The sequence below is a fragment of the Streptomyces sp. NPDC059874 genome (assembly GCF_042731135.1).
Lineage (GTDB): Bacteria > Actinomycetota > Actinomycetes > Streptomycetales > Streptomycetaceae > Streptomyces.
This window is the reverse complement of the sequence record NZ_JBHWJY010000002.1, coordinates 144411-159006: the sequence shown is the minus strand read 5'-3', so window position 1 is coordinate 159006 and position 14596 is coordinate 144411. Positions and strand designations below refer to the sequence as shown.

The window sequence follows — 14596 nt, the reverse complement described above, 5'->3', positions numbered from 1 at the left end:
CGCCGCCGGTCTTCGCCGGGGTCTTATCCTTTACCCCGCCGTGGCGTTTAGGGGGGTGTCGCACCCCACACCTGGGGGGTGCGGCGACCGCCCCACGGCCCTGGTGCCATGATGCGTAGGTGCATCACAGGGCGAACGCGGACGTACAGGCGCGAATCGACGACATCCTCGCGGGCCTCGTGGAATCCGGAGCGGAGAGCGGCCTCCAGGTCGCGGCCTATCTCGACGGCGAGCTCGTCGTCGACGCCCACGCGGGCTGGGCCGACCGGAGCGCGAGTCGCCGCCTCGGTCCCGACACGCCGATCCACAGCTTCTCGACCGGCAAGGGCTTCACCTCGACCCTCGTACACGTCCTCGCCGAGCGCGGACTGATCGACTACGACACCCCGATCGCCCACTACTGGCCGGAGTTCGGGTCGCACGGCAAGGCGCGGGCCACCGTACGCCACGCCCTGACGCACACCCTCGGCATCCCGCAGCTGCCTCCCACCGTCACCGCGGCCGAGCTGTGCGACTGGGACGCCATGTGCGCCGTCGTCGCGGCGGCGCGGCCGCTGTGGGAGCCGGGTTCCGCGAGCGGGTACCACGGTTGGACCTTCGGCTGGATCCTCGGCGAGACCGTGCGCCGGATCACCGGCCTGACCCCGGCCGAGGCCCTGCGCACGTACATCAGTGAACCCCTCGGAGTGAGCGACGAGCTCTACTTCGGCCTCCCCGAGGGCGAACTCGCGCGTGTGGCGCCCCTCGTGGAGGGGAGCTGGGCGGCCTGGCTGGAGACCCTCCCGCCCGACGCGCCGTTCAGGCGCCTCGTCGTCCCGAACCGCGAGGTGTGGACCACGGCCGAACTCGCCAACCGCCGCGCGTACCTCCTCTCCGATCTGCCGGCCTGCGGTACCACCACCGCACGCGCCGCCGCCCGGATGTACGCGGCGCTGCTCGGCGAGGTGGACGGAGTGCGGCTGCTGTCCCCGGAGCGGGTGGCGCTCGCCACGGAGGTCGCGGTCGACGGCAAGGACCGGATGCTCCTGGGTCGGTACTCCAAGGGGCTGGGCTATTTCCTCGGCCTGCCCGAGATGGCCGGCGAGCTCGCCGCCTTCGGTCATCACGGCAGCGGCGGCAGCATCGCCTTCGCCGACCGCGAGCGCGGCCTGTCGTTCGGGTTCACCCGGACCCGCCTGGTCGCGGGCACGGCGGCCGCCACGGCCCGCCTCGTGGCGGACGAGATCCGATCCGCTCTCTCCTGAGCCCTTTACGGGGTTGTCATGCGCCGGTAACTTCCATGCCGCAAGAACTTGCAGAAAAATTCCGGCTGGCTTTTCACTCCAACCATCCCCGTCCGCCCGGCCCTTGAGGCGTGTCAGGGGCCGGGCGGAAAGCCCTGGAGACTCGAATGCAGCGCACCCCCCACCGCACCCCCACCAGGCCGATGAGACGGGCCCTCGCGGCGGCCACCGCCGCGACCGGACTGCTCGGCCTCCTCACGGCACTCCCCGGCGCCGGCGCCGCCGCGGCGCACGCCGAGACCACCGAGACCTCGGCCACCGTCTTCTACTACACGAAGACCAAGAACTGGTCCGCCCACAACCTCCACTTCGCGCCGGACGGCGGGTCCTGGACCTCCGTACCCGGCGTGCCGATGGAGGCCGCCTGCGCCGACTGGGTCAAGAAGACCGTCCCCCTGGGGACCGCGGCCGGGCTCCAGGCCACCTTCAACAACGGCAACGGCGTCTGGGACAACAACGCGGGCCGCAATTACGCCCTCGGCACCGGGGTCATCACCGTCAAGGACGGAGTCGTGGCCCACAGCGACCCGTGCGCGGGCAGCGGCACCGGGACCGGCACGAACACCGCATCCGTCTACTACTCGACCGCGACCGTCGGTTGGACCACGACGAACCTGCACTACAAGCCCGACGGCGGCGCCTGGACGACCGTCCCCGGCGTGGGCATGGAGCCCGCCTGCACGGGCTGGGTCAAGAAGACGGTCGACCTCGGCGCCGCCACGACGCTGCGGGCCGCCTTCAACAACGGCAACGGCGTCTGGGACAACAACAACGGCGCCGACTACACGATCCCCACCGGCCGGAGCACCCTCAAGGACCGCGCGCTCGTCCCGAACGCCGCCGACCCCTGCGCCGCCGAGCCCCCCGACACCACGGCGCCGACCGCCCCCACCCAGGTCACCGCCAAAGCCGACGGTGTGGCCGTCGTCCTGACCTGGGTGCCCTCCACCGACGACAAGGCCGTCACCAAGTACCAGGTCACCCGCACCGGAGGCACCAAGGGAACCGTCGTCACCGACGTGACCTCCACGGTGCTGAGCGAACCGAACCTGGAGGCGAACACCGCCTACTCCTACACCGTCAAGGCGGTGGACGCCGCCGGAAACACCTCCGCCGCCTCGGCCCCGGCCACCGCGACCACCGGCGTCGAACCGCCGGCCGCGCCCGCCGGCACCCCGCTGGGTACCGATCCCCGCAAGGACCCCATCTACTTCGTGCTCACCGCCCGCTTCAACGACGGCGACGCGAGCAACAACCGGGGTGGCGGTCAGCACGTGAAATCGGGCAACGCCGCGAACAACGACCCCATGTTCCGCGGCGACTTCAAAGGCCTGGTCGAGAAGCTCGACTACATCAAGAGCCTCGGCATGTCCGCCGTCTGGATCACCCCGGTCGTCCTCAACCGGTCCGACTACGACTACCACGGTTACCACGGCTACGACTTCTACAAGGTCGACCCCCGCCTGGAGTCCGCCGGCGCCTCCTACCAGGACCTGATCAACGCCGCCCACGCCAAGGGCATGAAGATCTACCAGGACGTCGTCTACAACCACTCCTCGCGCTGGGGCGCCAAGGGCCTGTTCACTCCGACCGTCTTCGGCGTCCGGGACGCGAGCTGGTCCTGGTACTACGACGAGAAGAACGAGGGCTTCGAGTACGACGGCCTGACCGTCGACCCGAAGAGCGGCAAGTCGTACTACAACGGCGACCTCTGGTCCACGCAACAGCCGTCCGGCAACACCTGCGTCGACTGGGGCAAGGCCACCCAGTACACCTCGCCCGAGGGCTACCGCATCTACAACTGCCAGTGGCCGAGCCCCACTTCCGGCATGTTCCCCAAGCAGTACTTCCACACCTGCTGGATCGGGAACTGGGAGGGCGAGGACTCGCGCTCCTGCTGGCTGCACGAGGACCTCGCGGACTTCAACACCGAGTCGGCGGCCGTCCAGAACCACCTCATCGGCGCCTACGACAAATACATCGACATGGGCGTCGACGGCTTCCGTGTGGACACCGCCGTGCACGTTCCGCGCACCACCTGGAACCGTCGCTTCCTGCCCGCCATCCAGGAACGCGTCACCCGGCGCTTCGGCGCCGAGGCCGCGAAGAACTTCCTGGTCTTCGGCGAGGTGGGGGCCTTCGTCAACGACAAGTGGAACCGCGGCTCCGTCAACCACTCCGCGCAGTTCTTCACGTGGAAGGAGCGCAAGGAGTACAGCGCGGACGACGCGACGGCCGCCCTGGAGATGTACGCGTACGAGAACGGCGCGGGCGTGGCCGATCAGCCGACCTCGACGAACGCCTTCCTCGACGGCAACAGCTACCACGCGCCCGACCACAGCAGGTTCTCCGGCATGAACGTCATCGACATGCGGATGCACATGAACTTCGGCGACGCGTCCAACGCCTTCGCCAACGGCAAGGACTCCGACGACTCCACCAACGACGCCACGTACAACGTCGTCTACGTCGACAGCCATGACTTCGGGCCCAACAAGAGCTCCGAACGCTACGCGGGCGGCACCGACGCCTGGGCCGAGAACATGTCCCTGATGTGGACCTTCCGCGGCATCCCCACCCTCTATTACGGATCGGAGATCGAGTTCCAGAAGGGCAAGAAGATCGACTGCGGGCCCACCTGCCCCCTGGCGAGCACCGGCCGCGCCTACTACGGGGACCACCTCGCCGGGGACGTACGGGCTTCGGAGTTCGGCAAGGCCGACTCGGCCACCGGACAGGTCGCCGACACCCTCGCCATGCCGCTCGTCCGGCACCTCCAGCGCCTGAACGCGATCCGCCGAGCCGTGCCCGCCCTGCAGATGGGCCAGTACTCGACCCAGGGCATCTCGGGACAGATGGCCTTCAAGCGCCGCTACACGAGCGGCGGCACGGACAGCTTCGCGCTGGTCACCGTCACCGGTGGAGCGACGTACACGGGCATCCCGAACGGCACCTACCGGGACGCCGTCACCGGAGACACCCGCGTCGTCACCGACGGCAACCTCACCGTGGCCGCCCCCGGCAAGGGCAACCTGCGGGTCTACGTCCTGAACGGCCCCGGCCGGATCGGCGACGCCGGGCCGTACCTGAAGTAGGCCCCACCCGGACGGGAAAGCCACGACCCGTCCGGATGGGGCATGATCGGGGGATGTCCGAACGCATCATTGCCGCCTGTGACGGAGCGGCGAAAGGTAATCCCGGCCCCGCCGGATGGGGATGGGTCATCGCCGACCCCCAGGGCCGTCCCGAGCGCTGGGAGGCCGGCCCGCTGGGCCGGGCCACCAACAACATCGGGGAGCTGACCGCCCTCCAGCGCGTGCTGGAGGCGGTCGCTCCCGGGACGTCGATGCAGGTGCGGATGGACTCGCAGTACGCGATGAAGGCCGTGACGCAGTGGCTCCCGGGCTGGAAGCGCAACGGCTGGAAGACCTCCTCGGGCCAACCCGTGGCCAACCGGGAACTGGTCGAGCGCATCGACGAACTGCTGGCCGACCGCGATGTGACGTTCCTCTACGTGCCCGCCCACCGCGAGGACGGCGACCACCTGAACGCGATCGCCGACCAGGCCGCCAGCGACGCGGCGCTGACGCAGCAGGCCGCCGGCACTGCCCTCGGGCACGCGGACATGCCGGTCCCCGCGCCGGTCGCACCCGCGCGCCGCAAGGCCGCCGCGCCGAAGAAGCGTACGTCCGAAGGCGCGACGACGGGTCGCGCGTCCCGGGCCATCAAGGCCAAGTTCCCCGGCAGCTGCCCCTGTGGGAAGCCCTACGCCGCCGGCGACATGATCGCCAAGAACGGCAGCCGCTGGGGCCACGAGGCCTGCGCCACCGCCGCGTCCGAGGCCCCGTAGCCCTTCCCGAGGCCGTGTCCGCTACAGCCGGCGGACGCGCAGGTGCGCCACCTCGAAGGACATCCGCGACACGTCCGCGTCGGGCGCCGGGTGGTAACGCCCGGCGCACACGGACAGGTTGACGATCAGGTACGCCCGCCAGCCCCGCCCCACGCCCCGGCGGTCGGCGAAGACCCGAGTTCCGTCGACCCACCACACCACTGAGCGCGCCCCGAACTCGACCTCCAGGTCCACCCAGCCACCGGGGGTGACGGAGGGGTCCCGGTGGTAGCGCTGTCCCCCTCTGACGTGGTTGGAGAGTTCCAGCAGGTCGGGGTTGTCCGGGTGGTACTCGAAGACGTCGACCTCGTTGCCGCCGTCCCGCCAGGTCCAGACCGCCGGCCAGGCCCCGACCTCGGTGGGGAGCCGCACCCGGGTCTCCAGTACGTCCCCGGCCCGGACCATGAACCCTTCGTCGCTGCCCTCGGTGGTCAGCAGGCCGGTGTCCCAGTCGCCGTCCGTCCGGCGGGTGGCGAGGAAGGTGCCGGTCCGACTGTAGGAGGGGTCCTCCACCAAGTGGTCGAGCTTGTTGTCCCCGGGGTTGGTGGGCCCTCCGTCCGGATAGGCCCAGGAGCGGCCGGCGACCCACTGGGTGGGTGAGGCGAAGTCGGCGGTGAACACCACGGCGCCACGACCCCTGCCGGTGCGTCCACCGAGCTGTCGGACGAGCCGAGCGAGAAGCTGAGTGGCCAAGGCGTTCCTTTCCCCGCTGTTGACGCCTGTGTCATGCCCCTGTGTCATGCCCCGCTCGCGCGGGAGCACATACCGGCGCACCGATGCTCGCTTGCAGCAGATGGTACGAAATCGTATAGTCCGAAATTATGCATTCCGAATTCGTGCCATCCGCCTGGTCGGCCCTCCTCGCCCTGCAGAGGGCCACCCACGCCACCCTGCAGGTGCTCGCCGCGGAGCTCGTCGACCTCGACCTGACCGCGTCCGAGATCAACGCGCTGGCCAACCTGGCGGACGGCCGAGGCCGGACCGTATCCGAACTCGGCGCGGCCGTCGGCACCCGCCCCACCACGCTGACCAGCATCCTCGACCGTCTGGAACGGCGCGGTCACATCACCCGCGGCACCCGCCCGGGGGACCGCCGCGCCGTGCTCATCGAGCTCACCCCCTCCGGGCGGGCCGCCGCCACCACCATCCGGGAGACCATCACGGCCCTGGAACACCGCGCACTGGACGCCCTGCCGCCCGAGGCGCTCGTCGGCCTGCGCGCCGCCCTACAGGCCCTGACGGAGGTGTCCGCATGATCGCCGAGACGCCCGAGACACCCGAGACGCCCGATCCCGAGACCGCCCCGTTCGACACGCTGATGGCCGAGGTGACCGCGTCGGCCGGACGCTTCGGCCACCGCGAACACGTCCACCTCACCTGGCTCGCGGTACGACGCTTCGGCATGCCCGAGGCGCTGCGCCTGCTCGACGAGGGCATCCGGCGCACGGCCCGCGAGGCGGGTGTGCCGGAGAAGTACCACGCCACCGTCACCCGGGCCTGGGTGGAACTGGTCGCGCACCACACCCACCGGAGCGGCGCGGACGACTCCATCGACGCCGCCGACTTCAAAGCCTTCACCGCCTTCGCGGAGGGTCACCCCGACCTCCTCGACAAGCACCTGCTGGACCGCTTCTACCGCCCCGGGACACTGGCCACACCCCGGGCCAAGACCGAGTGGACCGAGCCCGACCTGGGGCCCTTCCCCTGGCATGCCGCGGGAGACGGCGCGGACCTGGTCGACGTCCACCGCCGAAACCACGGATTCCGCACGCTCGCCGAGATGGCGGAGCTCGCCCGGACCAACACCGTCTTCGACCTCGGGTCGACCCTGATAGCGAAGGCCGCCGAGATCGGGCCGGGCAACACCTTCTACCCCGGGGTCGTCGTGCGCTGCGACGGCGGCGAGTGCGTCATCGGACGCGACAACACCTTCTACCCGTCCACCATCCTCATCGCGGAGGCCGGCGGCCGGATCCGGATCGGCGACGGGTGCACCTTCGGGCCGGGTGGAGTGCAGTTCAAGGCCAACCGGCCCGGTATCGAACTGAGCGTCGGAGACCGGGTGCGCGTCCTCAACGGAGCCGAGGTCGTCGGTTCCACCACGCTCGGCACGGGCTCCCAGATCATCGGAGCCGTGGCGGCCCAGGGCGTCCACCTCGCCGCGGGCGACGACTTCCAGGGACCCGACCCGGATGCCCGAGGAGCGGTCCTCAAGGGCTTCGGCCTCGCCCGGGGAACCCGACTCGGGACGGGCGACGTGGTCAACGGATCGGGAGACTTCGCCTCCGCTCCCGTCGAGCGTCAGCTCGCCTACCACCCGAGGACCACCGGGTAGGCCGGTCCGTTCTCACGCGCCCTCCGCCCCGTGCGTGCGGGCGATGAGCAGAGCCACGTCGTCGTGGGTGTCCGGGCGGCGCAGGGCCGCGAGGAGGAGGTCGCAGGTCTCCTCGATCGGGCGGTGGGGGCCCGCGAGGAGATCCGTCAGGGTCTGGATGCGGGCGTCGATGTCCTGATCGCGGGTCTCGACGAGCCCGTCCGTGTACAGGACGAGTTCGTCGCCGGGGCCCAACTCGATGGTGGTGGTGCTGAACGGGATGCCGCCCACGCCCAGCGGCACCGCCGTCGCCAGCCCCACGAGCTGCGGCTGCCGCCCCGACCGGAGGTGGATCGGCGGCAGGTGCCCGGCGGTGGAGATGTGGCACAGCCGGGTGTGCGGATCGTAGACGGCGTAGATGCAGGTGGCCATGGCCTCGCCCAGGTCGGCGGCGGCCTCGTCGAGGTGGCTCAGTACGGTGGCCGGCTCCAGCCCGAGCCGCGCCAGGGTCCGGGCGGCCGTGCGCAACTGGCCCATGGTGGCGGCGGCGTTGATGCCGCTGCCCATCACGTCCCCGACGACCAGCGCGGTGCGCTCCGCGGCGAGCGGGACGACGTCGAACCAGTCGCCGCCGGTCTCGTCCGCCGCGCCGGCCGGCTGGTAGCGGTAGGCGATGTCCAACCCGACGGCCGTAGGGGGGTGCTGCGGCAGGAGGTGGCGCTGGAGTGCGAGCGCGGTGTGGCGCTGATGCTGGTACCAGCGGGCGTTGTCCACGGAAACGGCGGCGCGCGCGGCGAGTTCCGAGGCCAGCAACACGTCGTCCGGGCCGAACGGCTCGGGATTGCGGGCGCGTTTGAGGTCCAGGGCGCCGAGCACCTGGCCGCGCGCGATGAGCGGCACCGCCAGGTAGGAGTGGACCCCCGCCTCGGCCAGGAGCCGCGCAGCGCCCTCATCACGCGCGATGCGCGGCAGGTCCTCCGGCCGTACGTGCGGGAGCAGCACCGGACGGCCGGTGCTCGCACAGCGCGACACCAGCCGGGTGGGACCGTACAGCGCCACGTCCCCGACCGGATCGGCTGCCTCCTCCGCCGGGGTGCGGTACGCCGATTTCACCGCCAGCGCCCGGAACCGCACGGCCTCGCCGTCCGCGCCCTCGCCGGGCCGGGGACCCGCGAGGACGGTGTCGAGGACGTCCACGGCGGCGATGTCGGCGACCTCGGGGACCGCCACGTCCGCGAGCTCCCGGGCGGTGACGTCCAGGTCGAGGGTGGTGCCGATACGGACCGACGCGTCCGCGATCAAGGACAGGCGGCGGCGGGCATGGGCGGCCGACACGGCCGCCAGGTGCTGCTCCGTCACGTCCACGACCGACACGGCCACCCCGATCACGTGGGACGCCTGGTCCTCCAGCCGGTACACCGAGGACAACCAGGCGTGATCACTCTCCGCTTCCGGGGAGATCCGCCCGGTGGTGAAATCGTCGAGCAGGGGTACGCCGCTCTCCATGACCTCGCGCATCCGTGCCTCGATGCTCGCCCCGTCCAGGAACGGCAGGACCTCGGTGATCCGCCGCCCCAGGTGCTGGGCGGCCGGCACCCCGTTGATGCGTTCCAGGGCGGGGTTGACCAGCACGTACCGCAGGTCCGTGTCCAGGACCGCCAGCCCGATCGGCGACTGGTCGACCAGTCGCAGCGAGAGCGCCAGATCCCGCTCGACCCGGCGCAGCGTGGCCCGGTCGGAGGCGAGGCCCAGCGCGAAGGCACTGCCGCTGTCCGCCTCCAGCCGCATGTTGCGGAACTCCACCAGGACCGTCGACCCGTCCCGCCGCCGGACGGGGAAGGCCCCGGCCCACGCACCGTCGCCGGCCATCACCTGGCCGAAAAGACCCAGCACCACGTCCCGGTGCCGCTCCTCGACCAGCAGCTGCGCGGCGTACTGACCCCAGGCCTCCTTCGCCGTGTAGCCGAACAAATGTTCGGCTTGCGGGCTCCACAGCGTGATCCGTCCCTCACCGTCCAGAACCACCGCCGCCACGCCGAGCACGTCGAGCAGGCCGCCGGCCGCGAGCGCCACTTCCCCCGCCCCGGAGTCCGGGGTCGACGGAAGGGACTGGTCAGCGGCCATCAGCGGCCTCCTCACCCGCACATGCCGGGCAGCCCGGACGGGCCCGGGCCTCCTTCCATGCTGCGACCCCGCGCATCGCCCCGCGACCTCGGACCGCCGCGCCGGACGGGTTAGGGTCCACCACGGCAGTGATCACATGGTTGTACGGGGGATGTGACCCATGAGCGAGACGGAACTTCTGGCGCGGCGCTTCGAAGAGCAGCGCTCACATCTGCGAGCGGTGGCCTACCGGATGCTGGGTTCACTCAGCGAGGCGGACGACGCCGTACAGGAGGCCTGGCTCAAGCTGAGCCGCTCCGACGTCGCGGCAGTGGAGAACCTGGGCGGCTGGTTGACCACGGTCGTCGGCCGGGTCTGCCTGGACATGTTGCGCACGCGCAGCACCCGGCGCGAGGACCCGCTGCACGACCAGGACGGGCAGATCCGCCTCCCGGATCCGATCGTCGCCAACGCGGACGGCCTCGACCCCGAACAGGAGATCCTGTTGGCCGACTCGGTCGGCATCGCCCTGCTCGTCGTCCTCGACACCCTCGGCCCCGCCGAGCGCCTCGCCTTCGTCCTGCACGACATGTTCGCCGTGCCCTTCGACGAGATCGCGCCCGTCCTCGGACGTACGGCCGCCACCACCCGGCAGCTCGCCAGCCGAGCCCGCCGCCGCGTCCAGGGCGCGGCGCCCGCGCCGGACGCCGACCTGAACGAACGGCGGCAGATCGTCGAGGCCTTCCTGGCGGCCTCGCGCGGCGGGGACTTCGACGCCCTCGTCGCGATCCTCGACCCCGAAGTCGTGGCCCGCTCCGACGGCGGCACGCTGCGCCCCGGCCTGCTCCGCCACGGCGCGGCCGAAGTCGCCTCGCAGGCGATCATGTTCGCCCGGTTCGCGGAGGTCGCGCGCCCTGCACTCGTCAACGCCACGCCCGGTGTCGTCTCGTTCTCGCAGGACGGCAGCCCGCTGTCGGTCATGGCGTTCAGCATCCGTGGCGGCAGGATCACCGCGCTGGACATCCTCACCGATCCGGAGCGCCTGGCGCACATCGACCTGAGCGTCCTGGACGGCTGACGGGAGCGCAGACAGTAAGGTCCGTTCCGTTCAGTGCCGTTCCGTTCGGCGCCGGCCATCCGTACCCATCAGGGGAAGACATGACGATGCGTAACCTGAAGCTCAAGGCGGTGCTCGTCACCGCGGCCGTAGGCCTCGGCGCCCTCGCCATGGCAGCGTGCGGGAAGAACGGCGAGGGCGCCCAGCCCGCCGCTCCCGGCCTCGGCACGCCGTCCGCCGCCACCTCCCCGGCCACCTCCCCGGCCCCGGCCACCCCCTCGGCTCCGCCCCCCACGGCGGCCACCCCCACGGCGGCCACCCCCACGGGTGACAGGCCGCAGGTCACGCTCACCGAGGACCCGGTCGCGGCGAGCAACGAACTGGTCCGGCTCCGGAAGGCAGGCTGGTTCAACCCGAACAAGATCGAGTACGCGGACGACGCGGTCATCGCCCTCCAGCAGTTCAAGCGCTGGCTCGACGCGGGCTACATCGCGCGTGACGGCGGCTGGACGCCCGAGGGGCTGGCCGCGGTGGAACGTGCGAACAAGTCCGGCACGCCGCTGTAGCGAGGCAGGGGGCGAGCGGGCGGCCGAGTCAGGCGGCTCGCCCGCCGTCGCCCCCACCGGTGTACGAGGCCGTGTCCCGCACCTCGCCGAACCGGGGGAAGATCCTGCGCACCGCGAACTCGCCTTCGTCCGCCGCGAATGCGGACATGGCGTCCTCGACGAACTCGACCTCGTAGCCGTGGTCGCTCGCCGCGCGAGCGGTGGACTCGACTCCCATCGTCGTCACCAAGCCGGCCGGCACCAGTCGGTCGACGCCGCGCTCCCGGAGCCTCTCGTCCAGGCCCGTGCCGTGGAAGGTGCCGACCGTCCGCTTGACGATCTCGATGTCCCCGGCGCGTGCGAGGCCCTCCACCAGACCGCTGCCGGGCGGCTGCTCGGCCACGTTCGGCCGCTCGACGCGCACCAGGACCACAGGTCGCCCCGCGGCGCGGAACGCCTCGGCCGGCCGCGCACACCGGGCCGCGACCTCCTCGCCGGAATGCGGAGCCACCGGAAGGGCGATGATGCGCGGCATGAGGTCCACGAGGACCAGGGCGGTGCTGGTCGAGGTCTGCGTCACGCGGTGATCACAAACAGCGCCACCGCGCGGCCGGAGCGATTATTCGGCCTCGAACCGGGCCGTGTCGCCCGCCCCTCGGCGTACGATCTCGGCCTCGCCGCTGGAGAAGTCGATGACCGTGGTCGGCCTGGTGCCGCAGTCACCCGAGTCGACCACCGCGTCCACCACGTGGTCGAGCCGCTCCTTGATCTCCCAGCCCTGCGTCATCGGCTCGTCCTCGTCGGGCAGCAGCAGGGTGCTGGACAGCAGCGGCTCGCCGAGCTCCACGAGCAGGGCCTGCGTGACGCCGTGATCGGGGATGCGGACCCCGACGGTCTTCTTCTTCGGGTGCAGCAGCTGACGCGGCACCTCCGACGTGGCCGGGAGGATGAAGGTGTAGGGGCCGGGCGTCGCCGCCTTGATCGCGCGGAACACGTCGTTGTCGATCTGTACGAACTGGCCCAGCTGAGCGAAGTTCTGGCACACCAAGGTGAAGTGGTGCTTGTCGTCGAGGTTGCGGATCGAACGGATCCGGGACACGCCCTCGCGGTTGCCGAGCCGGCATCCCAGAGCGAAACAGGAGTCCGTCGGGTACGCGATGAGCGCGCCGGAGCGGATGCTGTCTACCACGTTGCTGATGGTGCGCTGCTGAGGATTCTCAGGGTGCACGTCGAAATACTTCGCCATCCGCCGAGACTACGTGATCCGTCCCCCACGCCCGACACGTCGTGTCGTACCGCGCGCGGCCGCGGCGGCGGGTCGATAGTGGGCCCTGTGAGCGACTCCTCGCAGGGACCGGGACAGGACGGCGCGGCACCGGGAACCGACTGGTCGGGGCCTGCGGGGGCACGCGCCTTCGCGGCCGTGGAGGCGGCCACGGACTGGCTGCTCGGATATCCGTTCGTCTTCCAGGCCCTCTCCCGCCGGCTCGCCCCCGGCGACGTCCTCGTGGACTACGGGTGCGGACCGGGCAAGGTGGCCGCCGAGGCGGCCCGCCGACTGGGCGCACGTGTCGTGGGCGTCGACACCTCCCCGGAGATGCTGGAGCTGGCCCGCGCGTCGGGGACCGCGGTGGCCGAGTACCACCTGGTCGAGGACGGGCGGGTGACCGGCCTGGCGGACGGCTGCGCGGACGCGGTGATGTGCAACCACGTGCTCGCCTCGCTGCCGACCCAGGAGGCGCTGCTCGCGGTGTTCACGGAGATCCGCCGACTCCTGCGCCCCGGGGCCCCGTTCGTACTGCTGACCACCGACCCCGCGTGCGCCGGCACCGAGTACGCCTCCCTGCGGATCGGCGACGCGGGCGCCGTGTACGCGCCGGGCGAGCCACTGACCGTGGGTCTGCGGCGAACGGACGGATCCTGGCAGGAGGTACGCAACCACGCGTGGCCGGTCGACCTGTACCCGGCCCTCCTGGCGAGCGCCCGGTTCCGAGACGTCGTCCAGCGGCGCCCCACGGTCGAGGAGGCCCTGGAGGTCGCCGACCCGGATCACGTGGGCGGCCGCGAGTGGGCCGCCGAGCGGGGGAGGCCACCCCTGGTGGTCACCACCGCGTCGGCGGCCTGAGGTCAACCGGCCTGAGGTCAACCGGCCTGAGGTCAACCGGCCTTGGGCACCGTCGGCTTGTGGCCGGGGTACACGTGGTCGGGGGTGACGATGCTGGTGATCGCCTCGCCGAACAGGGTGCTCGGCTCCTGACCCTTGGTCGTGATGTCGGTGTTGAGGAGGACGACCATCGTCGCCTGCGCCTGCGGCAGGTAGACCGGCAGCACCTCGTATCCGGGCAGCGAGCCGTTGTGGCCGATCCAGCCCTGGACGTTGAAGATGCCCAGCCCGTATCCGGCACCGGGAATGTCCATCGGGGTGGTCTTCAGCCGCTCGGCCTGGGTCTCGGGCGTCAGCAGGGTGCCGGTGGCGAGCGTGCGAGCCCAGCTGCGCAGGTCCGTCATGTCGGAGATCATCGCCCCCGCGGCCCAGGCCCAGGAGGGGTTCCAGTCGGTCGCGTCCACGACCTTCCCGGTCGCTGACTGGTCGGTGTAGCCGTGCGGGTGGGGATCGGGGAAGTTCGCGTCGACGGGGAAGACCGTGCGCCGCAGCCCGGCCGGCTCCAGCACCTCCTGCCGGATGAACTCGTTGAGCGGCTTGCCTCCGACCTTCTCCACCACGAGCCCGAGCAGGATCAGGTTGGTGTTGGAGTAGTCGAACTCCGCACCGGGCGCGAACTGCACGGGGTGCTTGAAGGAGTAGTCGAGCAACTGCCGTGGCGGGATGTACTTGTCGGGGCTGGTGGTGAGCTGCTTCTCGAAGTCCGGGTCCTCGCTGTAGTTGAACAGCCCGCTGCGCATGCCGGCCAGCAGGCGCAGGGTGATGCGGTCGCCGTTCGGAACGCCCTCGATGTACTTGCCGATCGGGTCGTCCAGCGCGAGCTTGCCCTGGTCGACCAGTTCGAGCAGCGCGGTGACCGTGAACGTCTTCGTCTCGCTGCCGATGCGGAAGTTGAAGTCGGTCTCCATGGGGGCGCCGGTGGTCTTGTCCGCGACGCCGAAGGTCCTGACGTAGCTTCCCTTGCCGGGGGCCCACAGGCCGACGATGACGCCCGGCACCTGCGTCTCCCGCAGCACCTTCTGTATCGCGGCGTCCAGTTGGGCCGCGACGGCGGGGGTGAGCTGCGGGAACTCGGAGTCGCCGGTGGGCGTGGGGGAGGCGGTCACGGAAGGACCGGGGGGTGTGGGGGCTCCGTACGCGGATCCCGTGGTGACCGGGACGGCGAGCAGGCCCGCGGCGGCTGCCGTCACACAGGCCCGGCGAAGTCGTGTGTGCGTCGACCTCACGGTGTGCCTCCTGTC

General features: G+C 71.1%; 13 protein-coding genes. 8 read left to right on the top strand and 5 right to left on the bottom strand.

Annotated features, from left to right (window positions below; all coding sequences use genetic code 11):
* Positions 1-119: 119 nt before the first annotated feature.
* The 3 genes from ACFV9H_RS01940 (at position 120) to ACFV9H_RS01930 (ending at position 5133) form a co-directional block, all read left to right on the top strand.
* Complete coding sequence (locus ACFV9H_RS01940) at positions 120-1244, top strand: serine hydrolase domain-containing protein (protein ID WP_385391912.1); 1125 nt, start codon at positions 120-122, stop codon at positions 1242-1244.
* A gap of 146 nt (positions 1245-1390) precedes the next feature.
* Positions 1391-4378, top strand: a complete 2988-nt coding sequence (locus ACFV9H_RS01935) for a carbohydrate binding domain-containing protein (RefSeq protein ID WP_385391910.1) — start codon at positions 1391-1393, stop codon at positions 4376-4378.
* Between the two features lie 53 nt (positions 4379-4431).
* Positions 4432-5133, top strand: a complete 702-nt coding sequence (locus ACFV9H_RS01930; RefSeq protein ID WP_385391907.1) for a ribonuclease H — start codon at positions 4432-4434, stop codon at positions 5131-5133.
* Positions 5134-5154: 21 nt separating this feature from the next.
* Here ACFV9H_RS01930 and ACFV9H_RS01925 read toward each other — a convergent pair whose 3' ends face one another.
* Positions 5155-5796: a beta-glucanase gene (locus ACFV9H_RS01925; protein ID WP_385392117.1), complete on the bottom strand. Its 642-nt coding sequence runs from the start codon at positions 5794-5796 to the stop codon at positions 5155-5157.
* Positions 5797-5993: 197 nt separating this feature from the next.
* Between ACFV9H_RS01925 and ACFV9H_RS01920 the strand changes: the two genes are divergently transcribed.
* Positions 5994-6428 (top strand): MarR family winged helix-turn-helix transcriptional regulator, encoded by a 435-nt coding sequence (locus ACFV9H_RS01920; protein WP_385391905.1) that lies wholly within the window; start codon positions 5994-5996, stop codon positions 6426-6428.
* Entirely contained in the window at positions 6425-7507 is a 1083-nt protein-coding gene (locus tag ACFV9H_RS01915) for a hypothetical protein (protein WP_385391902.1), read from the top strand. Before ACFV9H_RS01920 ends, ACFV9H_RS01915 begins: the two co-directional genes overlap by 4 nt.
* A 12-nt stretch (positions 7508-7519) precedes the next feature.
* On the opposite strand, the gene ACFV9H_RS01910 is transcribed toward ACFV9H_RS01915, so the two are convergent.
* On the bottom strand, positions 7520-9610 hold the full coding sequence (locus ACFV9H_RS01910) for a SpoIIE family protein phosphatase (RefSeq protein WP_385391900.1): 2091 nt from the start codon (positions 9608-9610) through the stop codon (positions 7520-7522).
* A gap of 160 nt (positions 9611-9770) precedes the next feature.
* Here ACFV9H_RS01910 and ACFV9H_RS01905 point away from each other — a divergent pair, with 160 nt between their 5' ends.
* Both ACFV9H_RS01905 and ACFV9H_RS01900 read left to right on the top strand, forming a co-directional pair.
* Positions 9771-10667 carry a sigma-70 family RNA polymerase sigma factor gene (locus ACFV9H_RS01905; protein ID WP_385391897.1) on the top strand — a complete coding sequence of 299 codons (897 nt, stop codon included), beginning with the start codon at positions 9771-9773 and terminating at the stop codon, positions 10665-10667.
* Between the two features lie 80 nt (positions 10668-10747).
* Complete coding sequence (locus ACFV9H_RS01900) at positions 10748-11212, top strand: hypothetical protein (protein WP_385391895.1); 465 nt, start codon at positions 10748-10750, stop codon at positions 11210-11212.
* Positions 11213-11240: 28 nt separating this feature from the next.
* Here the strand turns inward: ACFV9H_RS01900 and ACFV9H_RS01895 are convergent, their stop codons facing one another.
* Both ACFV9H_RS01895 and ACFV9H_RS01890 read right to left on the bottom strand, forming a co-directional pair.
* A complete protein-coding gene (locus tag ACFV9H_RS01895) occupies positions 11241-11771 on the bottom strand; it encodes an isochorismatase family protein (protein WP_385391893.1) in 531 nt (176 codons plus the stop codon).
* Positions 11772-11810: 39 nt separating this feature from the next.
* Entirely contained in the window at positions 11811-12437 is a 627-nt protein-coding gene (locus tag ACFV9H_RS01890) for an L-threonylcarbamoyladenylate synthase (protein WP_385391891.1), read from the bottom strand.
* A gap of 87 nt (positions 12438-12524) precedes the next feature.
* Between ACFV9H_RS01890 and ACFV9H_RS01885 the strand changes: the two genes are divergently transcribed.
* Positions 12525-13316 (top strand): class I SAM-dependent methyltransferase, encoded by a 792-nt coding sequence (locus ACFV9H_RS01885; protein WP_385391888.1) that lies wholly within the window; start codon positions 12525-12527, stop codon positions 13314-13316.
* Positions 13317-13348: 32 nt separating this feature from the next.
* Here the strand turns inward: ACFV9H_RS01885 and ACFV9H_RS01880 are convergent, their stop codons facing one another.
* Positions 13349-14581: a serine hydrolase gene (locus tag ACFV9H_RS01880; RefSeq protein ID WP_385391885.1), complete on the bottom strand. Its 1233-nt coding sequence runs from the start codon at positions 14579-14581 to the stop codon at positions 13349-13351.
* Positions 14582-14596 lie beyond the last annotated feature (15 nt).